Annotated in this window: 23 protein-coding genes; 12 read left to right on the plus strand and 11 right to left on the minus strand. The window is 53.8% G+C overall.

Going from position 1 to position 23,557, the window contains the following annotated elements; translation table 11 throughout:
* Positions 1-13: 13 nt before the first annotated feature.
* From uvrA to NBE99_RS11750, 5 genes are all read right to left on the minus strand, one after another.
* A complete protein-coding gene (gene uvrA, locus NBE99_RS11730) occupies positions 14-2,875 on the minus strand; it encodes an excinuclease ABC subunit UvrA (RefSeq protein WP_250682236.1) in 2,862 nt (953 codons plus the stop codon).
* Positions 2,876-3,049: 174 nt separating this feature from the next.
* Positions 3,050-4,687: a chaperonin GroEL gene (gene groL, locus NBE99_RS11735; RefSeq protein ID WP_250682237.1), complete on the minus strand. Its 1,638-nt coding sequence runs from the start codon at positions 4,685-4,687 to the stop codon at positions 3,050-3,052.
* Positions 4,688-4,755: 68 nt separating this feature from the next.
* On the minus strand, positions 4,756-5,067 hold the full coding sequence (gene groES, locus NBE99_RS11740) for a co-chaperone GroES (protein WP_250682238.1): 312 nt from the start codon (positions 5,065-5,067) through the stop codon (positions 4,756-4,758).
* Between the two features lie 188 nt (positions 5,068-5,255).
* Complete coding sequence (locus tag NBE99_RS11745) at positions 5,256-6,032, minus strand: carbohydrate ABC transporter permease (protein ID WP_250682239.1); 777 nt, start codon at positions 6,030-6,032, stop codon at positions 5,256-5,258.
* A 19-nt stretch (positions 6,033-6,051) separates the two neighbouring features.
* On the minus strand, positions 6,052-7,575 hold the full coding sequence (locus tag NBE99_RS11750) for an ammonium transporter (RefSeq protein WP_250682240.1): 1,524 nt from the start codon (positions 7,573-7,575) through the stop codon (positions 6,052-6,054).
* Between the two features lie 245 nt (positions 7,576-7,820).
* On the opposite strand from NBE99_RS11750, the gene NBE99_RS11755 reads away from it, so the two are divergent.
* From NBE99_RS11755 to NBE99_RS11800, 10 genes are all read left to right on the plus strand, one after another.
* Complete coding sequence (locus tag NBE99_RS11755) at positions 7,821-8,453, plus strand: MORN repeat-containing protein (RefSeq protein WP_250682241.1); 633 nt, start codon at positions 7,821-7,823, stop codon at positions 8,451-8,453.
* Entirely contained in the window at positions 8,423-9,733 is a 1,311-nt protein-coding gene (locus NBE99_RS11760) for a folylpolyglutamate synthase/dihydrofolate synthase family protein (protein ID WP_250682242.1), read from the plus strand. Before NBE99_RS11755 ends, NBE99_RS11760 begins: the two co-directional genes overlap by 31 nt.
* Positions 9,734-9,838: 105 nt before the next feature.
* The gene (locus NBE99_RS11765) at positions 9,839-10,441 is read left to right on the plus strand and encodes a bifunctional 2-polyprenyl-6-hydroxyphenol methylase/3-demethylubiquinol 3-O-methyltransferase UbiG (RefSeq protein WP_250682243.1); all 603 of its coding nucleotides are present in this window, start codon (positions 9,839-9,841) and stop codon (positions 10,439-10,441) included.
* Between the two features lie 50 nt (positions 10,442-10,491).
* A complete protein-coding gene (locus tag NBE99_RS11770) occupies positions 10,492-10,884 on the plus strand; it encodes a Fur family transcriptional regulator (RefSeq protein WP_250682244.1) in 393 nt (130 codons plus the stop codon).
* Positions 10,860-13,280, plus strand: coding sequence for a GH116 family glycosyl hydrolase (locus tag NBE99_RS11775; protein ID WP_250682245.1), 2,421 nt, complete (start codon positions 10,860-10,862; stop codon positions 13,278-13,280). The genes NBE99_RS11770 and NBE99_RS11775 overlap by 25 nt, the downstream gene beginning before the upstream one ends.
* A gap of 119 nt (positions 13,281-13,399) precedes the next feature.
* On the plus strand, positions 13,400-13,849 hold the full coding sequence (locus NBE99_RS11780) for a hypothetical protein (RefSeq protein WP_250682246.1): 450 nt from the start codon (positions 13,400-13,402) through the stop codon (positions 13,847-13,849).
* On the plus strand, positions 13,850-15,010 hold the full coding sequence (locus NBE99_RS11785) for a HAMP domain-containing sensor histidine kinase (RefSeq protein WP_250682247.1): 1,161 nt from the start codon (positions 13,850-13,852) through the stop codon (positions 15,008-15,010).
* Positions 15,007-15,597 carry a PepSY domain-containing protein gene (locus tag NBE99_RS11790; RefSeq protein WP_250682248.1) on the plus strand — a complete coding sequence of 197 codons (591 nt, stop codon included), beginning with the start codon at positions 15,007-15,009 and terminating at the stop codon, positions 15,595-15,597. Before NBE99_RS11785 ends, NBE99_RS11790 begins: the two co-directional genes overlap by 4 nt.
* A gap of 106 nt (positions 15,598-15,703) precedes the next feature.
* The gene (psaM, locus tag NBE99_RS11795) at positions 15,704-15,799 is read left to right on the plus strand and encodes a photosystem I reaction center subunit XII (protein ID WP_011056052.1); all 96 of its coding nucleotides are present in this window, start codon (positions 15,704-15,706) and stop codon (positions 15,797-15,799) included.
* Between the two features lie 144 nt (positions 15,800-15,943).
* Positions 15,944-16,270, plus strand: a complete 327-nt coding sequence (locus NBE99_RS11800) for a hypothetical protein (RefSeq protein WP_250682249.1) — start codon at positions 15,944-15,946, stop codon at positions 16,268-16,270.
* 7 nt (positions 16,271-16,277) lie between these two features.
* Here the strand turns inward: NBE99_RS11800 and NBE99_RS11805 are convergent, their stop codons facing one another.
* The 6 genes from NBE99_RS11805 to NBE99_RS11830 all read right to left on the minus strand — a co-directional run bounded on the left by NBE99_RS11805 (position 16,278) and on the right by NBE99_RS11830 (position 21,934).
* Positions 16,278-17,045, minus strand: a complete 768-nt coding sequence (locus NBE99_RS11805) for an E3 ubiquitin ligase family protein (protein ID WP_250682250.1) — start codon at positions 17,043-17,045, stop codon at positions 16,278-16,280.
* Positions 17,046-17,106: 61 nt separating this feature from the next.
* Positions 17,107-17,829, minus strand: coding sequence for a DUF3120 domain-containing protein (locus NBE99_RS11810; RefSeq protein ID WP_250682251.1), 723 nt, complete (start codon positions 17,827-17,829; stop codon positions 17,107-17,109).
* Between the two features lie 45 nt (positions 17,830-17,874).
* Positions 17,875-18,561, minus strand: a complete 687-nt coding sequence (locus tag NBE99_RS11815; protein WP_250682252.1) for a phosphate ABC transporter permease — start codon at positions 18,559-18,561, stop codon at positions 17,875-17,877.
* 6 nt (positions 18,562-18,567) lie between these two features.
* Positions 18,568-19,521 (minus strand): protein translocase subunit SecF, encoded by a 954-nt coding sequence (secF, locus tag NBE99_RS11820; protein WP_250682253.1) that lies wholly within the window; start codon positions 19,519-19,521, stop codon positions 18,568-18,570.
* The gene (secD, locus tag NBE99_RS11825; protein WP_250682254.1) at positions 19,518-20,948 is read right to left on the minus strand and encodes a protein translocase subunit SecD; all 1,431 of its coding nucleotides are present in this window, start codon (positions 20,946-20,948) and stop codon (positions 19,518-19,520) included. Before secD ends, secF begins: the two co-directional genes overlap by 4 nt.
* Before the next feature lie 2 nt (positions 20,949-20,950).
* Positions 20,951-21,934, minus strand: coding sequence for an alpha-ketoacid dehydrogenase subunit beta (locus NBE99_RS11830; protein WP_250682255.1), 984 nt, complete (start codon positions 21,932-21,934; stop codon positions 20,951-20,953).
* 183 nt (positions 21,935-22,117) lie between these two features.
* Here NBE99_RS11830 and NBE99_RS11835 point away from each other — a divergent pair, with 183 nt between their 5' ends.
* Positions 22,118-22,759 carry an L-threonylcarbamoyladenylate synthase gene (locus tag NBE99_RS11835; RefSeq protein WP_250682256.1) on the plus strand — a complete coding sequence of 214 codons (642 nt, stop codon included), beginning with the start codon at positions 22,118-22,120 and terminating at the stop codon, positions 22,757-22,759.
* A 101-nt stretch (positions 22,760-22,860) separates the two neighbouring features.
* Positions 22,861-23,505: a dethiobiotin synthase gene (bioD, locus tag NBE99_RS11840; protein ID WP_250682257.1), complete on the plus strand. Its 645-nt coding sequence runs from the start codon at positions 22,861-22,863 to the stop codon at positions 23,503-23,505.
* Positions 23,506-23,557: the final 52 nt, after the last annotated feature.

Below are 23,557 nucleotides of genomic sequence, written 5' to 3' on the forward strand. Positions count from 1 at the left end.
AACCTGTATTCTACTACTGCGGATGGCTAGCGGCGCGATTGAACACCTTGGCAAGGTACTGCCCTGTGTAGGATTGGGGCATCAGTGCCACCGCTTCAGGAGTACCGACAGCAACCACTTCTCCCCCGCGATCGCCCCCCTCTGGTCCAAGGTCAATAATCCAATCGGCACAGCGAATCACATCCAAATTGTGCTCAATCACCAGAATCGAGTTGCCTTTGTCCACGAGGCGCTGCAATACATCGAGGAGTTTATGCACATCGTAAAAGGACAGACCCGTGGTGGGTTCATCAATCAGATAGAGGGTTTTGCCCGTGGCACGCCGCGACAGTTCAGCCGCCAATTTGAGGCGTTGGGCTTCGCCCCCAGAGAGGGTGGGGGCAGTTTGCCCCAGTTTCAGATAGCCCAAGCCCACATCTACCAACGTTTGCAGCTTGCTCACCGCCTTGGGGATATTTTCAAAAAAGGCCAGTGCCGTCTCGGCGGTCATATCCAAAACATCGGCGATCGAGCAGCCCTTGTACTTTACTTGCAGCGTATCGCGGTTGTAGCGTGCCCCCTTGCAGACCTCACACTGCACATAGACATCGGGCAAAAAGTTCATCTCAATCACATTCACCCCTTGGCCACCGCAGGCTTCACAGCGTCCGCCCTTGATATTGAAGGAAAACTGCCCTGGCTTATAGCCCCGTGCCTTGGCCTCAACGGTTTGGCTAAAGACCTCACGGATGACATCAAAAACGCCAATGTAGGTGGCAGGGTTCGAGCGGGGCGTCCGGCCAATGGGGGACTGGTCAATGACAATTACTTTGTCAATGGCGTCTAAGCCTTCGATCTGACCGAGTTCCTTGGGCAGTGGTACATTGTGACCGAGATGGTGCTGCAGGGCAGGATAGAGGACTTCGTGCATGAGGGTTGACTTGCCTGACCCCGATACCCCCGTTAGACACACCAGCTTGCCAAGGGGAATTTCTACGGTGATGTCCTTGAGGTTGTTGCGAGACACCTTTTTGAGAATCAGGGATTGGCCATTTCCCGGCCGGCGATCGCTGGGGGTTTCAATGCGCTTGCGCCCCGACAAATAAGCCCCCGTTAGCGAGTCGGGATGGTTGAGGATCGCCTCTAGGCTGCCTTGAGCCACAATCTGGCCGCCGTGGATTCCCGCTCCTGGGCCAATATCGACAATGTGATCGGCAGCGCGGATCGTGTCTTCATCGTGCTCCACCACAATTAGGGTGTTCCCCAAGTCCCGCAGGTGAAACAGCGTTTGCAGCAGGCGATCGTTATCCCGTTGATGCAGGCCAATACTGGGTTCATCGAGGACATAGAGCACCCCCGTTAGACCAGAGCCAATTTGAGTCGCCAAGCGAATGCGTTGGGCTTCGCCTCCAGAAAGAGTTGCCGCACTGCGATCCAGCGTCAGGTAATCTAGCCCCACATCCATGAGAAACTGTAACCGTGCTGTCACTTCCCGCAAGGCCAGTTCGGCAATCTGCTGTTGGCGGGAACTCAGTTGCAGGGATTGAATCCGTGCCAAACACTCACGAATCGAGACACTGGTGAGATCCGTAAGGCGGTATTGCCCCAAGCGCACAGCCAAAGCAGCCGGTTTAAGGCGTTGCCCCTGACAGGCAGGGCAGGTTTGATTGACTTGGTACTCTTCCAGTTTTTGTTTGTAGGCATCGGAGGTGGCCTCGCGGTACTGCCGCTCGAGAATTGGAATCACTCCTTGAAATTGGCGGTAGTAATCCCGTTTGCGGTAGCGAGAATCAGCGGGGATAAGAATTGGTGTGTCGGTGCCGTAGAGAATTACCTCCCGCTGCAACTCCGTTAGGCGGTACCACGGTGTATTGATGTCAAAGCCAAAGGCCTCAGCAATGCCACAGAGGAGAGCCAAGTAGTAGTCGTGCTCTTTCTCCGCCCAGGGCGCGATCGCCAGATAGACGGGTAGTTCAGGATTGGGGACAATCAACTCTGGGCTAAATTTGCGCAAATAGCCCAAGCCATGACACTCTGGACAGGCACCATAGGGGGAGTTAAAGGAAAAAAGCCGAGGAGATAGCTCATCCATTACCGCCCCATGCTCAGGACAAGCAAAGTTCTCCGAAAACAGCAGGGGTTGCTCCAATTCCCCAGACTCACGGGGTACCACACTGACCATTACTGTGCCCTTGGCATGGTGCAACGCAGTTCGCAGTGAATCGGCTAAGCGTTCTTCAATGCCGGCTTTGAGCACAAGGCGATCCACAACAATTTCAATCGTGTGGACATGGTTTTTATCTAGTTCGATAGCATCACTGAGTTCCCGTACCTCGCCATTAATACGAACCCGCACAAAACCTTCACTGGCGAGACTTGACAGCAGTTTCTTATGCGTCCCCTTTTTCCCCTTGACAATGGGAGCAAGGACTTGAAAGCGCGTCTGAGGCGGCAACTGCATCACCTGATCCACCATTTCATCAATGGTTTGGGGGCGAATCGAGCGATCGCAGTGAGGGCAATGGGGTTCACCGGCTCGGCCATAGAGCAGCCGCAGATAGTCATAGATTTCTGTGACCGTGCCTACCGTTGAACGGGGATTGTGGGAGGTGGACTTCTGATCAATGGAAATCGCTGGACTCAGCCCCTCAATGGCATCCACATCGGGCTTATCCAACTGACCAAGGAATTGCCGCGCATAGGCACTCAGGGACTCCACATAGCGGCGTTGGCCTTCAGCAAAAATTGTGTCAAAGGCAAGCGAGGATTTGCCTGAACCGGAGACCCCCGTCATCACAATCAGGCGATCGCGGGGCAGATCGAGGTCAATGTTTTTCAGATTATGCTGCCGTGCACCCCGAACCCGAATTTCACCCGTAGGCACTGGATCGCCCATGCTGCAAACTGCGAATGTTAAAAAACGTTACGTTGAGGGCTATTATAGCAACGCTGCCAGACCCGTTTGGCGCCACGCAATAAAAAAGCGGGGTGTGGTTTCCCCGCTCTGAGTGTGACTTAGGTTACTTGTGGTGAACCCAGTGAGTTTGAGGGATTCACCGATGAGTTGGGCTTAGTAGTCGAAGTCACCGCCCATGCCGCCACCGCTGCCCGCAGGATTATTTTCCTTTGGTTCGGGCTTGTCAACGATGATGCACTCGGTGGTCAGCACCATACCGGCAATAGAGGCCGCATTTTGCAGAGCCGAGCGAGTGACTTTGGCAGGGTCAACGATACCCGCATCGAACATGTTGACATATTCATCTTTGGCGGCATCATAACCCACATCGAAGGGTTTTTCTTTGACCCGTTCGACAATGATAGAACCATTTTGACCCGCGTTCTCAGCAATGCGACGCAGGGGTGCGCTGAGGGCACGCTCGACAATGTTGGCACCAATCAGTTCTTCACCCGTCAGGTGCTCAGCGGCCCAATTGCTCAGCTGGGGAGCCAAGTGCACCAAGGTGGTTCCACCACCGGGCACAATGCCTTCTTCGACGGCGGCTTTGGTGGCGTTGATCGCATCTTCCAGACGGAGTTTGCGATCTTTCATTTCGGTTTCGGTGGCAGCACCGACTTTAATTACCGCCACACCACCCGCCAGTTTGGCCAACCGCTCTTGCAGTTTTTCTTTGTCGTAGCTGGAGTCAGTTTCTTCGATTTGACGACGGATTTGCTCGCAGCGAGCTTTGACGGCTTTTTCATTGCCTTCCGCCACAATCGTGGTGTGATCTTTGGTGATCGTGATGCGGCGGGCTTTACCGAGCATATCCAGCTTGGTGTTTTCCAGCTTCAGACCGGCATCTTCGGTAATCACTTGACCGCCTGTGAGGACAGCAATATCTTCGAGCATCGCTTTGCGGCGATCGCCAAAGCCGGGAGCCTTCACCGCAGCCACATTCAAGACACCGCGCAGACGGTTGACCACAAGGGTCGCCAGCGCTTCTTTCTCGATGTCCTCAGCAATGATCACCAAGGGCTTACCGGCGCGAGCCACTTGTTCGAGGATCGGCACCAGATCTTGCACCAAGGTAATTTTCTTGTCGGTGATCAGTACGAAGGGTTCATCGAGCACGGCTTCCATGCGCTCGGTGTCGGTGGCAAAGTAGGGGGAGATGTAGCCCTTGTCAAAGCGCATCCCCTCGGTGACCTCCAGTTCGGTGGTCATGGATTTGCCTTCTTCGAGGGAGATCACGCCTTCTTTGCCCACTTTGTCCATGGCGTCGGCAATCATCCGACCCACTTCTTCATCGTTACCTGCAGAGATCGCCGCCACTTGGGCAATGGCTTTGGAATCTTCCACTGGACGGGCGTGTTCAGCAATTTTTTCAACGAGGAAGTGAGTGGCTTTGTCAATCCCGCGTTTCAGGGCAATGGGGTTAGCACCCGCAGCAACGTTGCGCAGCCCCTCTTTCACCATGGCATGGGCGAGAACCGTTGCCGTAGTCGTACCGTCACCGGCAGCATCATTGGTTTTCGAGGCGGCTTGGCGGATGAGAGCCACACCGGTATTTTCAATGTGATCTTCGAGTTCGATTTCTTTAGCAATGGTGACACCGTCATTGACAATTTGCGGCGCCCCAAATTTTTTCTCCAGAACTACGTTCCGCCCTTTAGGACCAAGGGTCACGGCCACAGATTCAGCCAAGATGTCCATCCCTTTTTCGAGGGCACGACGAGCATTTTCGTTGTAGATAATGCGCTTCGCCATATGTGTTTCCTACCTCAATCGTTCAACAGTGATGAAAAATCGCACAGAGATGAAGGAGTGTCAGCGACTTAGCCAACAATGGCCAAGATGTCTTTTTCTGAGAGGAGAACGTAGTCTTCACCCGCCAGTTTCACTTCGGTACCGGCATATTTGGAGTACAGCACTTTGTCCCCCACTTTCACATCCATGGGCTGACGCTTGCCGTCTTCAGTGAGTTTGCCGGGACCGACGGCGGTCACTTCGCCCACTTGGGGTTTTTCACGGGCGTTGTCGGGCAGGAGGATGCCCCCTGCGGTACGTTCTTCACTTTCGCTGACTTTGACAAAAATGCGATCGCCCAAAGGCTTCACAGTTGAAACGCTTAGAGATATGGCTGCCATAGCGTACTGTTCTCCCAATTGTAAGAGTATGGATTGATAGCACTCACTGCACGGCTCATCGCGCAGTTTCTGAGGGGCAAGAGCATCACTTGCAATTGTTTAGCACTCTCACCCTTCGAGTGCTAATGTAGCGACAGACAGTTAGCGATCGCAACTCGTGTTGCAGTACGGTTTTCCGAACGGAACAGTTAGTTTTTTAACCCTGTGGTGGCAATCCCGCGAATCAATTGCCGTTGCCCAAACACAAACACCACCATCACCGGTACAGTGGCAATCACCGCCGCCGCCATCATCAACGGCCAATCATTGGTGAACTGCTCCTGAAAGTTGGCCAAGGACAGCTGCACCGTGATCAGTTCTGGCTTAGTGGTAAAGACCAAGGGCTTAAAGAGATCATTCCACTCCCCAATGAAGGTGAAGATAAAGAGCGTGACCAAGGCCGGTCGGCTCAGGGGCAAGAGAATATGCCAGAGCACTTGCCAGCGATTTGCCCCATCCAAGAGAGCTGCCTCCTCAAGCGCAACAGGCAATGTGAGAAAAAACTGCCGCATCAAAAAGACGCCAAAGCCATTGGCCGCCGTCGGCAAGATCAAGGCGCCATAGGTATTGATCAGATGACCCGCCTTCAGAATCAAGAACACCGGGATCACTAGGAGTTGAAACGGGATCACCAGCGTCGCCAGCATCAGCAGCAAAATTGTCTGCTGCCCCGGAAAGGAAAGCCGCGCCAACGCATAACCTGCCAAGGCGGAGGTCACCAACTGGAGCGCCGTCACCGCTAAGGCCACAACAGTTGAGTTCGCAAAAGCCAAGATAAAGTTTCCCTGCTGCCACGCTGCTTGGTAGCTTTGCCATGTCCAACCTTGGGGCGGCAGCAATTGAGTCGGTAAGGTTCCCGGTGGCCAGCCGGAGGTGCAGAGCACCACCAGGAGGGGGCTAAGAACCAGCAACGCCCCCAGTGTCAATAGGAGCGTTAAGCCTACCCTAGGAGCGACCACTGCCGGACATCCGCTTTAGGAGATCCACAAATCCTTTGACTTCCTCACGGAAGAGGAAGCCCGCATAGGCCTCCATACCATGCTCGCCAATATCCAATCCCTCGATTTCCTCTTCTGGCGAAACGCGGATGCCAATGGTGGCATTGAGGAGTAGCCACACTGCGGTACTAAAGGCAACGGTAAACCCGCCCACCGCCATCACCCCCACTAATTGGTGCCCCAACTGGGTAAAGTCACCACTCCAGAGCAATCCCTTGAGAGGCCCTGCCCCAGCTTCGTAAAAGCGCCCCGGTCCATCGGCAAAAAGACCCACAGCCAAAGTCCCCCAGATGCCATTGACCAAGTGTACGGAAATGGCACCCACTGGATCATCAATTTTCAGGCGGTCAATTGTCACCACCGAAAAGACAATAATGATCCCGGCAATAATGCCGATTAACGTCGCACTCTCAATGGTGACAAAGGCACAGGGGGCTGTGATGGCCACTAGTCCCGCCAGAATCCCGTTGATGATCATCGAAAGGTCGGGCTTACCAAAGTAAAGCGTGGAAACCACTGTTGCGGTGACGCCCCCAAAAGCTGCCGCCATATTCGTGGTCACAACAATGTGGGCGATCGCCCCCGGATCTGCGGCCATCGTTGACCCCGGATTAAAGCCAAACCAACCCAGCCAGAGGATCAGACAACCCAAGGTGGCAATGGCAAAATTGTGCCCCGGAATCGCCATCACTGAGCCATCCGGTAAAAAACGTCCCAGCCGCGGTCCCAAGAGGGCTGCTCCTATCAACGCTGCCCATCCACCTACGGAGTGCACGACTGTCGAACCGGCAAAATCCCACATGCCCAACTTTTGCAGCCAACCGCCACCCCAGATCCAGTGGCCAGTGATTGGATAGGCGATGCCCACCAAGAGCAAACTGAAAATAAAGAAGGCATAGAACTTGATCCGCTCCGCCACAGCACCAGAAACAATGGTTGCGGATGTTCCGGCAAACACCAGTTGGAAAAAGAACTTGGCATAGAGAGGAACAGCTGCCCAACTCAGGGAGTCATACACGCCTTGATAGGCGTCACCTGTTGCCGGGCTATTATCAGCCCCTAGTAAAAAAAAGCCACTGCCGCCAACAATGCCGTTGCCATCGCCAAACATGAGAGCAAAACCAATTGCCCAGAAGGAAATCGTAGAGAGGGCAAAAACAATCAAGTTCTTTGAAAGCAGATTCACCGCATTCTTGGCACGACAAAATCCAGTCTCCAACATGCCAAAGCCGGCATTCATGAAAAACACCAACACGCCGGCAAAAATCACCCAGAGCGTATTGAGTGCCACCTGCACCTTTTCGGGAACTTCTGGGGAGGCGGCGGTGTCTTGCCCCAATGCTGCCGTCGCACTCAGCAAGCCAATCATCAGCGCAAAGGTGAATAGCGTACGGCGAGTGGGCAGGTAGAGAATTCGAGTCAGAGGATGCTGAAGACGAAGCCCCCGTCGCAAGACAGAACGCAGTTTCATAGGTGCAGATGTCCAATCCACAAAGAAAACAGTTGAAACTTGCGAAACCCTCGCCAAGATTTCCAAGAAAGTCTTAGGGCTGGGTTCCAAAGTCTGGCACAAATACGATCATCATCTCTGAAGCAGTCACTAGCTAAATGTATTCCACAATACAAAAATCTTGGGTCTCCGCCTCAATTCTGCATAGGAGCCAAGCTGTGCCAGTTAGAGAAGTTGCTATTGTCCACCCTTGTGGAGTGTCCAGTATGACTCATCCGCATCACTCCAATCCTGCTGTTGTCCACCGCCGGGTGACCTATTCTTTGCTGGTTGGATTGGGACTTGTCATTTTAGAAGTGGCACCGGTTACTGCTCAAATTGCCGTCTATGAAGGGCGGCGGGTCACTGGGGACGTCACCATGACACTTCCCGACGGCAGCACCTACAAAGGGGAATTGCTGAATGGTCGCTTTAATGGCCAAGGGATTCTCACAATGGCCAACGGCAACCGCTACGAAGGGGAATTTCGCAATGGCCGCTACTACGGTCAGGGGGTGCTCACCTATGCTGATGGCGGACGCTACGAAGGGGGCTTTGTGGATGGCATCTTCAATGGCAAGGGCACTCTCCAACTGGCCAACGGTCAACGCTACGAGGGCACGTTTCTCAATGGTCAATACCATGGGGAGGGGGTGCTCACCTTTCCCGACGGTACCCGCTATGAGGGGCAGTTTCTGGCGGGCAAGTATCATGGAACAGGAACACTCTCCTTTGGGGATGGCACGAGCTATGCTGGACAGTTTCGCAATGGCTTATTTGAAGGACAGGGGGTCTTTACGCTGCCGGATGGCTCCCGCATTGTGGCCACATGGCGCAATGGTCGTCGCGAACCCCGCTAATCCGCTTCAATCAGGCTGTGAGTGATCCGCTGACGGCGGCGCTAAGTCCCTATGCCCGCTTTGGGGTGCGCCTTGGGCTTGAACCCATTCAAGCGCTGCTGAGTGTTTTGGGATCTCCCCAGTTACAGGTGCCCTTGATCCACGTTGCGGGGACCAATGGCAAAGGCTCGGTGTGTGCCTACTTGGATAGTGTTTTGCGGGCGGCGGGCTATCGAACGGGGCGTTATACGTCGCCCCATCTGTTGAGTTGGTGTGAGCGCATCTGTGTGCAGGGCGAACCCATTGCTCCTGAAACGTTCTTGGCGCTGATCCAGAAAATTGAGTCGGTCTTGCCACAGCTTGCCTATCCTCCCAGTCAGTTTGAGGTGGTGACGGCGGCAGCATGGCTGTATTTTGCCCAGCAGCAGGTGGAGGTGGCGGTAATCGAAGTGGGCTTAGGCGGACGCTTGGATGCCACGAATGTGTGTCAGCCCCCTTTGGTGAGTGTGATTACCTCTATTGGTTGGGATCATTGGCAGCGGTTGGGCAATACCTTGGGGGCGATCGCGGGCGAAAAAGCGGGTATTCTCAAGCCGGGAGTGCCAGCCGTCATTGGCCCTGTTCCCGCGGAGGCAAAGGGAGTGATTGCCCAGCGTCTAGAAGCCTTGGCGTGCCCAGCGATCTGGCCAGAACCGGCACAGTGGTCTGCTGATCGGTCTGGGTGGGCGACTTGGGGTGGCATCGAGTACCCCTTGCCTTTGGCGGGAGAGATGCAGTTAACCAATTCAGCGATCGCGATCGCCACGCTACAACAGTTACAATCTCAAGGCTGGCAGATTTCCCGAGAAGCGATTCAACAGGGAATGGCACAAACCCGCTGGCCGGGACGACTGCAATGGTTACAGTGGCAAGGGCGCAAACTGCTCATTGATGGTGCCCACAATGCTCCTGCGGCCGCCTACCTACGGCAATACGTGGATCAACTGGGCTGGACAGAGGTGACTTGGGTAGTGGGGATGCTAGCCAATAAGGATCATGAAGGGATTCTCAAACATCTCCTGCGAGGGGGCGATCGCCTGTGGTTGGTGCCTGTACCGGATCACGCTAGCGCTGACTTAGAGGAATTGAAGGCACTTGCCTACACCTGTTGCCCTGAGTTAGGGGAATGCCGCTTTTTTAAGGATGTGACTGAGGCACTCGATAGGGCGGGCGATCGCTGTGTGGTCTGTGGCTCCCTTTACTTAATTGCTCGCGTTTTGGGGGCGATTGCAAGTAAAGATTCGCAAGCAACTAGACTGTAGAAAACTGGAGGTGCTCAGTGAGACAAGTCATCATCTATATGAACTACTCGGATAGCGAATTCCGCTAGGTTGGTTAAGGACAACCTTACAAAGAACTCATAATTTATGTGGGACACTCGCTTTCAAGGAGACACTTATTTCTACGGCACGGAGCCAAACGACTTCCTCAAAGCCCATGCCCATGACTTTGTACCCCAAGGGCAAATTCTCTCCCTCGCTGAAGGAGAAGGCCGCAATGCCGTCTATCTTGCTCAACAGGGCTATGTCGTCACGGCTGTGGATGCCTCCCAAGTGGGACTGGCCAAAGCCCAGCGCCTTGCTCAAGAACGGGGAGTTACCATTACTACCCATCACTGCAATCTGCGGGATTTTGACCTTGGTGAAAATGCTTGGGATGGGATTATTGCTATTTTTTGCCATCTGCCGCCAGAGCTGCGCACATTAGTCAACCAGCGCATTGTCAAAGCCCTCAAGCCCCAAGGCCTCTATCTGAGCGAAACCTACAGCAAGAAACAACTAGGGATGGGCACAGGGGGACCCCCCACCCTAGAACTGCTGCACGATTTAGAGGAAATGAAGAGAGAACTGACGGGTCTAGAGTGGCTCCACGCTATTGAAATCCAGCGGGACATCCATGAGGGTCAAGGCCATCGTGGGCGAGGCTGGGTGATCCAACTGATTGGCCGCCAGTTCCCATCTTTCACCTAATTGCAGCTGCAAGCGGAACGGTAAAATCAAGGTAATGTTGTCCTATTGCTATGCCGCCGCGACGCACCCGTAGCCAAGTCATTATTCTCGATGCCCTTAGAGCCAGTGGCCGATCGCTCTCGGCACAAGAGCTTTTTTTAGAACTGCGGCAACGGCAAACGCCCCTAGGTCTGGCAACAGTTTATCGCACCCTAGATCATCTACGCATCAATGGTGAGGTGCAAGCCCGCCCCTTGCCGAGCGGCGAACTGGTCTATAGCTTGGTGCAGCAAGATCAGCACTATCTCACCTGTTTGCAGTGTGGCACGTCAGTGACCATTGATCACTGTCCAGTACAGCATTTAGAAACTGAGCTACGGCAGTCCCATCACTTTGAGATTTTCTACCATACCCTTGAGTTTTTTGGCCTCTGTGCTAAGTGCCAAGTGATGGCGCAGCGCTGAAGCGGTATTCTGGATTAGGCGCATCTTCGGAAAGTGGTGTGATTGAATTTGCCAACTGTGCCTGGACACGGGCGATCGCCCAAGGCTGGGAGAATCCCTACCGCGTTCGCTATGCCAGCAATTTAGATGATGGCCCTTGGCATGGCATGCCTCTTGGCGGCTTTGGGGCGGGTTGCATTGGCCGTTCGTCTGCTGGGGATTTTAATCTCTGGCATATTGACGGGGGAGAGCACATTTTTCGTACCCTACCGGCCTGTCAATTTAGTCTCTTTGAGCAGGGAGCGCAGACCCAAGCCTACGCCCTAGGGAGTGCACCCAAGGATGGCAGCCTCAGCAGTTGGCAATGGTATCCTGCCGGCAAAGGAACCTATGCAGCTCGCTATCCGCGCAGCTGGTTTGTTTATGAGGGGGTCTTTAGTGCCCAGATGACCTGCGAACAGTTTTCCCCGATTCTGCCCCACAATTACCAAGAAACCAGTTATCCTGTGGCGGTGTTTCTATGGACGTTCCGCAATCCCACGGATCAGTCCCTCACCCTAAGCTTGATGTTCTCGTGGCAAAATACCGTCGGTTGGTTTCGCAACAGCACACCCTCCTCGGCCATTGAAATCCGTGACGATGGTAGCCCTGTCTATACCTACACTCCCCCTTGGCGTCAAAGTGAAGGCAATTTTAATGAACTGATTCAAACGGAGTCCTATCAAGGTTGGCGACTGCGCCGTACGCCCCACCCGAACCCACCCCAAGAAGGCGATGGTGAATGGGCAGCACTGATCCCCGCCGGCCTCGGTGAATTCTTTGGTTGCAGCCGTTGGCATCCAGAGGGAGATGGTGCAGAGCTGTGGCAGCAGTTTGCTGTGGAGGGTTCCCTACCGGTCGTCAATGATCCAACCCCAGCGGCAGCGGGAGAACAGGTGGCCGCCGCCTTTGCTGTGCGCTTTTCCTTAGCACCTAGGGAAACAAAACAAATTCCCGTGGTCTTGGCGTGGGACTTCCCGGTGACTGAGTTTGGCAAGGGTGTGATCGATTACCGCCGCTACACGGATTTTTGCGATCGCAGTGGCACAAATGCTATCCCCCTTGCCGCCCGTGGCCTAGACCATTACCAAGAATGGCAACAGCAAATTCGCACTTGGCAAGAGCCAATCCTCACCCACCCCGACTGGCCCGACTGGTTCAAGATGGCACTGTGCAATGAGCTTTATGTCCTCAGTAGTGGTGGAACCCTTTGGAGTACCGCGAGCGATCGCGCCCCTGTGGGACAGTTTGCTGTTCTAGAATGCCTTGACTACCGCTGGTATGAAAGCCTCGATGTGCGGCTCTATGGCTCCTTTGCCCTGCTGCAACTGTGGCCAGAACTGGAAAAATCTGTCATGCGTGCCTTTGCGCGGGCTATTCCCACCGCTGATCCCACGTTGAGAATTATTGGCTACTTTTATCGCGGTGACCCCGAAACCGCCTACAAAGCACCTCGGAAGCTGGCCAATGCCGTGCCCCACGATCTTGGTGCGCCCAATGAGCACCCTTGGGAAAAGACCAACTACACGGCCTACCAAGACTGTAATCTCTGGAAAGACTTGGCCTCGGACTTTGTGCTCTTGGTCTATCGCGACTTTTTGTTCACTGGGGGCACGGATCTCGATTTTGCGCGCGAGTGCTGGCCGGCGGTGGTGGCAGCCTTGGACTACTTGAAACAATTTGATCGCGATGGCGATGGCCTGCCAGAAAATGGCGGTGCCCCAGATCAAACCTACGATGACTGGAAACTCCAAGGGGTGAGTGCCTACTGTGGTGGCTTGTGGTTGGCAGCCCTAGAGGCAGCGATCGCCCTCGGTACCCGCCTCCAACAACCGCAGGTGACCACCTACCGTCAGTGGCTCCAGCAAGCTCGCCCCCGCTACCATCAACTGCTGTGGAATGGCGAGTACTACCGTCTTGATACGGGCAGTGGTTCTGACGTGATCATGGCGGATCAGCTCTGTGGCCAGTTCTACGCCCAGTTGTTAGGGCTGGGGGATATTGTGCCTCCTGACTGTTGCGATCGCGCCCTACGGAAGATCTACGACATCTGTTTCCTCGAATTTCACAACGGCCAGTTGGGTGCCGCCAACGGTTTATTGCCCAACGGTCAGCCAGAAAATCCCCATGCCACCCATCCCCTCGAAGTATGGATTGGAATTAACTTTGGCTTGGCCGCCTTTTTGTGGCTGCGGGGAATGAAGCGGGAGGCTTGGCACTTAGCCGAAGTTGTTGTCCGCCAAATCTACGAAAATGGTCTGCAATTTCGTACGCCGGAGGCCATTACGGCCAAGGGTACCTTTCGTGCCTGCATGTATTTGCGACCCATGGCCATCTGGGCACTGGCGCTTGTGAGTCGGGGATCACGATTAAACTAAAATTTTTGTAACTTACTTTACATTGCCGTAATTTGTTCAGCCGCCACAATGGTGAGCAATGGGTTGCCCGTCTATGATAGAGGGTAGCTTGTCAACAGCTAAACTTTTAGATCTCACCTATGAATAACCTCAGCCAACGTTACCTACGTCTGTGCCAAGCCTATAGCCAACTGGCAGAACGCTATACCAAACTCGATATTGACCACATGACGCTGCGGGAAAAGCTCGTCCCCTTTCTGATGGCGTTCAAATATTACAAGCAGATGAGTGAGCAACTCGTTGCTGAAAAAGAAGCGCTGCAGCGAGAACTCAATGACCTGCGCGATCGCTACCAATTGCTCGTGAGTCAAAATGGCGGTGCCCCTGTCAATGAGGAACTCCTCAATGCCCTTGCGGAAGCAGAGGAGCAAATGGGACTGATCGAAGAAACCCTCAAGGAACAGGAGACTGACCCGGATCCCAACCTGCTTCCCATTGAAAAGCAATTGCTGGAAGAATATACAAAGGGGAGTGGTGATTTTCAGGCGCTGCTTCCCCAATCGTTGAGTCACTCCGGGATTACTGCCTAGATGCTCTGGCCAGCCAGTGAAGAATTTGCTGCCCTCTGTCGTACACAATTAGAACTTGTTGTCAACAACTTGGGTGCCTCTTCACTGGCGGTCTATCTTAGTGAAACCCTCAATGACTCCCCCTCATGGTCTCCCGTTGCTGTCTATCCAGAGGCGGCACCCCCCCTGAGCTTACCGCTTCCCCCGACACTACCACCGCCAACACAAGCAGCAGAGACGCCTTTAAGCCATTACCCTCAACAGGTCGTCTCGTCCTTGGCCAATCAACTGATCCTGCCCCTAATGTACCAAAATTGGGTGCTGGGGGTACTGGTGGCACAGCGGCAACACCGTCCTTGGTTGGCAGCAGAGCAGGCGCAGTTGCAACAGGTGGCACAAACGCTGGCGATCGCCTGCGTCCTTGATCAACGGCAACAGTGGCTCAGCCATGCCTCCTCTGCCCAGACCCTAGAGCAACAGCAGCAACGCTTTGATGATCTGCTCCACCAACTGCGCAATCCCGTGGCCGCCATTCGCACCTTTGTCAAGCTCTTGCTCAAACGGTTGGAACCTGATCACCAGGGGCGCCCCCTCGCGGAGGGTATTGCCAAGGAAACAGAACGGCTCATGGCATTGTTGGAGGACTATCGCCAACAGCGCAATGATATTCCCGCCCTCACGGGCAGCCAGCCCCTATCCCTTGTGGGTAAACCCCTCGATCTAGCTGAAACCCTCTCCCCCTTGATCACCGCCGCCAAAGCTCGTGCGGAAATGGAGGACAAAACCTTTGTGGTCGAAATGTCACCTCAACTCCCCCCGATCTGGCTAGAGGAACGGATGCTTCAGGAAGTGGTGGGGAATCTGTTAGACAATGCCTTCAAGTACACCCCCAAAGGCGGCACAATTGGTTTACGCTTGACCCTCATGCCCGCAGTCTTAGAATTAACCGTTTGGGATACCGGCTGTGGCATTCCTCTGGACGTGCAGTCACGGCTCTTTGAACGGGGCTACCGCGGGATTCAAGCCGACAGTGGGATTGAGGGCAGTGGTCTAGGCTTGGCGATCGCTCAGGATCTGCTGCGTCCCTATGGGTTGAGTTTACAGGTCACCAGTCCCTATGCGGGCGATCGCGGTACGGCTTTTACCTTGGCGATTCCCTTACCAATGAAGGTGGAACGATGAGTGCTCTGAAACAGCGTCTTACCAAGATCATCAGTCAGGGGCATCAATTCCTTGTCCTAGTCTTTGCCCTACCCCTATTGATCTCGGCCACAACGGGAATCGCCCATCGTCTTGGGCGCAGTTGGTTTGGGCTATCTAAAGACTTTGGGCGGGCGATGATGACCCTCCATGAAGGCCGCTATCTGGGGGAATGGGGCGTACCCCTATACGTTTTAGTCCTTGGTCTGGGATTGCTGGGCATTATTGCCACGGGTCTGGGTCTATTGTGGGGGCGATCGCTCCCTGCGAAGTGGTCGGCACGGCGGGTGCATCATCTCTTGGCGGCTATTGCCGCGTTGCCCTTGCTGGTAAGCGCCACCACAGGAATTGCCTATCGCCTTGGGCGCAATTGGTTTGGCCTCTCCAAGGAACAAGCGGCAATTTTTCTGCGCCTACATCAGGGAACCTATTGGGGGGAGGCGGGGCGTCCCTTTTATGTTCTCCTGGTGGGGCTGAGTGTGCTGACACTGCTAGCTACTGGGCTTTCAATGCTGACAATCCTGCGACAGTTGCCTCTCTGGCGTCCTAGGGTGACCCCGGAGACCTAGCTGCGAAATGTTACAAACTATGAGCAAGCGTTGCCAAAGGTAAGCGCCTATGGAGTAATAAATACAGCACTTGATCGCGACTGTTATCCCATAAAAGGAGTTGTTCATGGCGCTGACCGATACCCAAGTTTATGTTGCCCTTGTGATTGCTCTACTGCCTGCGGTGTTGGCATTTCGGCTCTCGACGGAGTTGTACAAGTAGTCACAGCTGTTTTTCCCAACTGGCTGCATAACTTCATTTCTCCAAACTAAAATTTATCAGGCGGTTCCCGATGTTGTTCCTAAGAGAGGGGAGCTGCTTTTTTCTTTTTATACTGATAGACACATCACCGCTCACAGTTTAGCCATGGTTCATCCTGCTCGAAAAATTCCTGCGATCGCGTGGGAAGCCAGTGCCAAAATTGCAGTGAATCTATTGCTGCTCGCCTTTGCCCTTGGGGCGATCGCCAAGCTAGTGCCCTATCAACTCAGTCAACTGCAAAAGCTCCATGCCCTTGAGGCGGAAGTAACCAAGCTAGAGGAGCGGGTCAAGGCATTGCAACGGGAACAGGAGCGCGATCGCCAACCCCAAGCACGGCAGCGTATTGCCCAAGAGGAAGCCAATTTAATTGCCGCCAATCAACGGCGGATCATCTGGGTACAACCTCAAAACCCGAAGCAAGAACCGGACTAAGCCCCGCCTAAAACAAGGCAAAGACTAAACCACAGACACCACAGAGGGCGGCACTCAGGGAAGCATAGGTCATTTTCCGTTTTTGCCGCTTGTACTCTTGGCTAAGCTGATCTTCAACACTCAGGGAAATAATAAATTTTTGTCCTCGGTTTTGTGGCTTTTGCAGGCGGAGAACACCCCCCTGATCCGAGACCATGCCCACCACCGAAACAGGTTGCCCCAAGGGCAGCACCCACTCCTGATAGCGATAACCCAGCGTCGTCGTGCTACCAAAGCGCCAATTCAATGACAGAAACCCCAAGGAGAAGGCAAAGGAATGGGGTTTATCCGCTGGTCGCAGTTCGTCTAAGACCTGCATTGCTTCAATCTCAGCACCGAGGGGGTTCACCTCAATTTCCCCCTGATGATCTTGCAGAACAAATAGGGTTGATTGCTCATGGCGGCCAATGACTTCCGACTGGCATTCTCGACGATTGCGGCGATCTCTCCCATCTTTTTCATACTCGCGGCTGATAATCGTTTTGTAATAGACACAGGGAATGCGCTTCACTTCCGAGAGCAAGGGTTGAGATGTGGTGACTTGGCCAACCACCTGCACGTACTCGCGCCAACTGCCGCTACCGATTTCCTGAGCCACCTGTTGCTGGCATTGCTGTAACTCACGAATAGAGCTAGGGTTGGCCACCTTCATTCCCTTTAACTTCAGCCGATAATAGCCCTCAAGGGCAAAGAGAAAGGCCGAACTCGTTAAGCAAAGGTGAGCAAAAAGCCCCATAGCTGCCGTTAAATCCCTCTGTGCTGATTTTAGTCATTTGCGCTGACAGAGGTTAACTCTTTTAACTCATTGATATTAGGCCAATAGTGAGGCCAAAGAGACCATCAACAACGAGTGTACTCAAGACAGCGCCCATAAATCCCCACACGGGCAAAACAGCAGTATAGCCACGACGAATCTGGGATTGAAAGAGGGGAAGTAGGCCAATGAGCAGTAAGCTGAGGCTGAGGAGCACTCCCCATAGTTGGCCACCAAAGGTCTGGGCTTGGGCGATCGCCTGACCTAGTATTTCCTGAACGGAGATCACATCCCCTTCGAGGTACATGATGGCGCGCCAATGGGGAATCACATCAATGAGGTAAAAGTAGGCATCAGTGATGGCAGTGCCCAGAAAGGATCCCCAAAAAAAGAACACCCCCACCAGTTGCTGCCGCTGTCGTAGGTGCCATACCATCAGGGGGATTGGCAGTGCCTCAACAGGCAAATGCCACAGGGGTTCCCAGCGCAACCACCCCCAGTACAGAGAGCCAGCTCCCCAGCACCAGCTAAATCCGTAGAGCATCTCGCCCCAATAACGGTAGCGGGGTTGGCGTTGGAGGTAAAGACTGAGACCCAGCAGCAGCGGCATCAGAGCCAAACTCAGCCAAGGCTGTGTCCGCACGAGGGGCGCCTCAATAAAGACGGGAACCGACACCAAGAAGGCAGCAAAGCCAAAGAGAAACCAAGCCAGCCGTGAGCCAAGGCGCAGCGCAGGAAAAACCGAGGGGGACGTAAGAGCAGTCAAAGGAATATCGAAGATTGTTAACTTTTATTTCTTTCCTTTAAGGTATCACAGGCTGGAACGTCGTGGTTGGGGCGATCGCCGCGGGGTTTTAGAACGCGCCTTGCGCCGCAGCGTTTCCGATAGATCGATAAAGGCATCCCGCTGCAAGATCGGGTAGGTGCCAATCCAAAGGCGATGGCGGGGCAGGAAGACTTCAGAAATCAGTTCAATCTCTGCAAGATCAGGACGACGGGAGAGAACCAGCATTTCCGCTACATCACCGGGGCGAATCCCGCGGTGTTGGCGCAACAACTTGGCCCGTACTCTGGTTTCAAAGCCGGTTTTATCACCAATCTCTAGATTCAAACACCGTTCACGGTTTTCAATAATCACCAATTGCCCTTTGTCGTCAACGGTTTCCTCTTTGCCAATTAACTCTTCCGTAACATAGACATCCAAGACGCGCCCGCGCCAAAAGCCCCCATAGGGAAACCGCCGGTGGCGACGATTGCGCAATGTAGCCAAGACAGCCGGTGCCCAGAGCCAATAGAGACCGGCAATGAGTCCCAAGACAAGCTGTGTGCTATCCCCCAGAAAATTCAAACCAAAGGCGACAATCGCCACCGCCACCACGGAGAAAGTGAGGCGTCGCAGAAAGTCCTGAAGTTTGCCCCAGACGTAGCGATACTGGGAACCCGTGGCCACCAGCGGCACCAATTGACGGACTTTTTCTTGGGTGAGGGGAATCAGCACAACCAGCTAGGGCGTAGGCGTTGTCTCCAGTGTATTCGCAGCGGGACGGGGCGGCTGGCGATCGCGCCACCACGCAAGGAGGGTACTGGCAATGAAAATACTGGAGTAAGCTCCCGTCGTGAAACCAATGATCAACGCTAGGGCAAAGTAGCGCAACGTATCACCGCCAAAGATGAAGATCGTAATCAGGGGCAGTAGGGTCGTTAAGGTGGTATTAATCGAGCGACCAAGGGTTTGCACCACCGCCTGATCTACCACCTCTTTAATGCCGAGATTTGGGTTAAGCTTCAGGGTTTCCCGCACGCGATCGTAGATGACCACCGTATCGTTCACCGAAAAGCCAATGATGGTGAGCAGCGCGACAATGAAGAGGCTATCAATTTCCACCCCTGCCCCTAGCCCCAAAATGGCAAACACTCCCGTGGTCACCAACACATCGTGAACCAGCGCCACTAAAGCAAAACAGGCATAGTCAAACTGAAAACGCAGGGTTAGGTAAATCGTAATGCCAATAAACGACACCAAGAGCGCCAGCAGCCCCGATCGCAGGATTTCTTCGCCAAGGGTAGGGCCTACAGTCTCAATTTGGGTTTTCTGGGGGTCAAAGTCCCCTATTTTTTGGCTAAGGGCAGCACTGAGGCGCGTGCGCTGATCAACATCGAGGGGCACTGTCCGAATGCTCACCCCATACTGATCCACAATTTGCAGGCTACTGTTGCCCAATCCCTCTTGGTTGAGGACTTGACGCACCGCATCAATATCAATGGGCTGGGAACAATTGGCGGTGGCGCTACAGGCTAGTTCAAATTGCAATCGCGTGCCACCAATAAAATCCAAGCCCAACCGCAGGGGACTGCCAAGGGATATCCAAGAGAGGGCCATGGCCACCAAGCCACTGAGAATAACGACAAGGGACAACCCCCACCAGAGCGATCGCTGGCGATTGACACTAAAGCTCATCGGAAGCTCTCCAGTTTGGGACAGAACCAGTTGGGCTTACGCAGACTGGGAATGCTAATGGCGTAGAACAGGAACGTGCGACTACAGGTGAGAGCCGTAAACATACTAATGCCAATACCGATGGCCAAGGTCACGGCAAAACCGCGCACAAACCCTGTTCCCAAGGCAAAGAGAGCAGCACAGGCAATCAAGGTGGTAACATTGCTATCGAGAATACTGGCAAAGGCGCGATCAAACCCTGCCTCAACGGCACGGTACAGCGTTTTCCCCGCCCGCAACTCCTCACGGGTGCGCTCAAAAATCAGCACGTTGGCATCTACGGCCATACCAATACTGAGAATAAAACCGGCAATCCCTGGTAGGGTTAGGGTGACGCCGAAAAGCAGAAACGCGGCGTAGGTCAAAATGGCGTAGAGAATCAGGGCAATGTCGGCAATCAGTCCCGGCAGGCGGTAGTAGGCCACCATAAAGATCAGCACTAACACCAAGCCCGCTAAACCGGCATAGAGGCTATCGCGAATGCTATCTTGACCCAGCGAAGCGCCCACAGTGCGGTTTTCCACCACCTCGAGGGGAACGGGCAGTGCCCCCCCTTGCAACTGAATTGCTAAATCATTAGCCGTTTGGGCAGTAAAGCCACCGGAAATCTCTGCACTTCCTCCGACAATCCCCGTTTCTGCATATTCCACCGCCACCGTTGGCGCACTAATCAGGCGATCGTCAAGAAAAATCCCCAGACTTCGACCTGTACCCGCAATTTCCTTCGTGAGCTTGGCAAATAACTCCGCCCCTTCACTGTCAAAGCGGACAATCACACTCCAGTTGGGGGAGCCGGGAGCCACGGGACTGGCAAAGGCTTCCCTGAGCATCGCTCCCGTTAAATCTGAGGGCGTAAAGAGGCTAGCGATCGCCTGCTGGCTTTTTTCAAGGGATTTACGATTTTTTTCTAGCTTCGCCGCAATCTCCTTGAGAGCTTCGGGATTGTTGGCATTTTCGGCCTGCTGCGCCAAGAGTTGGGCTTGCTCCAAGAGCAATTGCGACTGAAGTTGCCGCTCAATTTGCAGTTGAGCTTCTGTGCCCGGTTTCTGCGCAGCAAAGAGCAGTTGCGCTGTCCCCTTGAGGATTCGCTCCGCCTGCTGCGGATCCGTCACCCCCGGCAATTGCACCAAGAGCTTATCATCTCCTGCGGTTTGCACCACGGCTTCGGCAACACCCAAGCCATCAATCCGCCGTTGCACCACCCCTTGAACTGCCGTCAACACTTGGGGGGTAATTTGCGACACCTTGTCCGTTGTTTGCACCTGCAACGTCAGTTGGGCGCCCCCCCGCAGATCTAAGCCCAGTCGAGCCGGTGTGCGCACAATCACCCACGTGGCGGCCATCAGCAACACCAAAATAGCAATTAGCCAGCCGCGATATTTCCCCATGGTTAGACCTGTCCCTGCACCAGCTTCTGCACAGCCGCTACAATTTGGGGCGGTTGCACAATTGTGAGATTCTCTAGCGTGCCGTTGTAGGGCGTCGGGATGTCTTGGGAGGAAAGGCGGATCACTGGCGCATCCAGTTCGTCAAAGTAGCGTTCCATAATCAAGGCTGAGAGTTCAGCGCCAATTCCCCCCGTCTTCATGCACTCTTCGACAATCACCACCCGATGGGTTTTGCGAATCGAAGCACCAATGGTTTCAAAGTCCAAGGGCTTGAGGGAGATGAGGTCAATCACTTCGGGGTCGTAGCCCTCTTTTTCAAGGGTTTTGACCGCTTGCAGCACATGGTGGCGCATCCGCGAGTAGGTTAAAATCGTTACGTCTTCACCAGTGCGGACAATTTCGGCTTTATTCAGGGGCAGCAGGTATTCCTCCTCCGGGATATCCTCCTTGAGGTTGTAGAGGAGCACATGCTCAAAGAACATCACTGGATTCGGGTCACGGATGGCAGACTTGAGCAAGCCTTTGGCATTGTAGGGTGTTGAGCAGGCAACAATTTTTAAGCCCGGCACCGCTTGAAAGTAGGCTTCGAGCCGTTGGGAGTGCTCTGCCCCCAGTTGACGCCCCACACCACCAGGACCACGAATGACAATCGGAATTTTGAAGTTGCCGCCAGAGGTGTAGCGCAGCATGCCCGCATTGTTGGCAATTTGATTGAAGGCCAAGAGCAAAAAGCCCATATTCATGCCCTCGACAATGGGACGCAAGCCCGTCATCGCTGCGCCAATGGCCATGCCGGTAAAGCTGTTTTCGGCAATGGGGGTATCTAATAGGCGCAATTCACCGTACTTTTTGTAGAGGTCTTTGGTGACTTTATAGGAGCCGCCATAATGTCCCACGTCTTCCCCCAGCACAAATACCGTGGGGTCACGCTCCATCTCTTCATCAATGGCAGCACGAAGGGCATTAAACATTAAGGTTTCGGCCATGGTTGCGCGGCATACATTTCATTAAGGACTATTTCCTAGGGTAGTTGAAACTGCACCGCTTGCGATCATGCTTATCAGACTCATCATTAAACGCAATCTATTCTCAATTCTCCCTAAAACCTATTGACTATAGGCTAGAGATCAAGGACAAATTTACCTTCTACTATTTTCGGAGTATCCAACATGACCACCTTGGCGCGATCGCTACCCGCTGATACCCGCAGCTTTCAAGTGATTCAAACCCACTTGCAGCAGGATCAGGTCATTATTCTGCCGATGGCCACGGTCTATAGCTTTGTCGCCAATGGCACGAGTCCAAAGGCGATTGCGCGTCTGCGCCGTCTCAAGCACTTTAGTACAGAACAGCCCTTAGCCATTCTCACTTGGGGCGATCGCGCGGCTGAAGTGGCAGACCTCTCCCAAGAGGCAAAAACAATGCTGGCTCACTTCCCCTACCCCGTCACTATGATTGTCAAGGGCAAGCCCCACCTAGACCCACAAATTATGCAGGGTTTTGATTGTGTCTATCTAGCTTGTCCCGATCGCTTTATCTACGATCTCGTGGCTGCCTTGCCCTTCTTTTTGGTGGCAGCAACGGTGAAAGTGGGGACGGAACTCATTGTCAGTTTTGAGGATGCCCAAAAATACTATGGTGAGCAGGTGCCGTTAATTGTGGATGGGGGGCGCTGTTCCTATGGACGGCGGGGAACCCTCGTGGACTTCACCCTTGAATATCCAACGATTATGAACTTTGGCCCTGTCTCTGTGGATGATTTGCGACCGATATTGCCGAACATTATTTTGCCGTCACATTTAATGAAATAGATATAATATATTGAGCATTTTCACGTTAGGGGAGAGTCACTATTTCTCAGCATTGCCAGTCCCTACTGATTACGGGGGTGGATACTGGTGTGGGCAAGACAATGATCACACGGGCACTGTGGTTCTATGCCCATCAATATCGTCCCCAACAACGGTGGGGCATTCTCAAGCCGATGCAAAGTGGGACTGCGGTCGAAATCGGAGACGGGGACTACTACTGTCAAACGCTGCCCCTCGACCAAACGGCCAGTGAAGTCTGTCCTCTGAGTTTTGCGGCACCCCTAGCGCCTCCGATCGCTGCCGAATTGGAAAATCGCACGATTGATTTAGCCCCTGTGTGGCAGACCTATCAGCAGCTTCAACAGCGATTTGATTACCTTTTGGTCGAAGGGATTGGGGGTCTAGGGTCGCCCATTACTTGGGAGTGGACGGTGGCGGATTTGGCAGCCGCTTGGAAGTTGCCCCTTGTCTTGGTGGCAACGGTGCGCTTGGGGGCGATCGCCCAAATTGTTGCCAATGTTGCCCTTGCACGGCAGTATCAGCTGGACATTCGCGGTCTGATTCTCAACTGTGTCACCCCCTGTAGCGACACGGAGATTGAACAGTGGACACCTCCAGAATTTCTCAGCCGCTTCACCCAAGTGCCGGTGCTGGGAGTACTGCCTTGGGGTCAATACACCAATGCGCAGTTAGCCACCCTGGTTGCTGAATGGCCTCTAGAACTGCTGTTTAGAAAAGGGCGGTAGAGACGGCTTCCTTGAGAAATCAAATTGAGACTGATCAGGGAGCATAATTGAT

Origin of the sequence: Thermosynechococcus sp. HN-54 (genome assembly GCF_023650955.1) — a bacterium.
In the GTDB taxonomy this organism is placed as follows: domain Bacteria; phylum Cyanobacteriota; class Cyanobacteriia; order Thermosynechococcales; family Thermosynechococcaceae; genus Thermosynechococcus.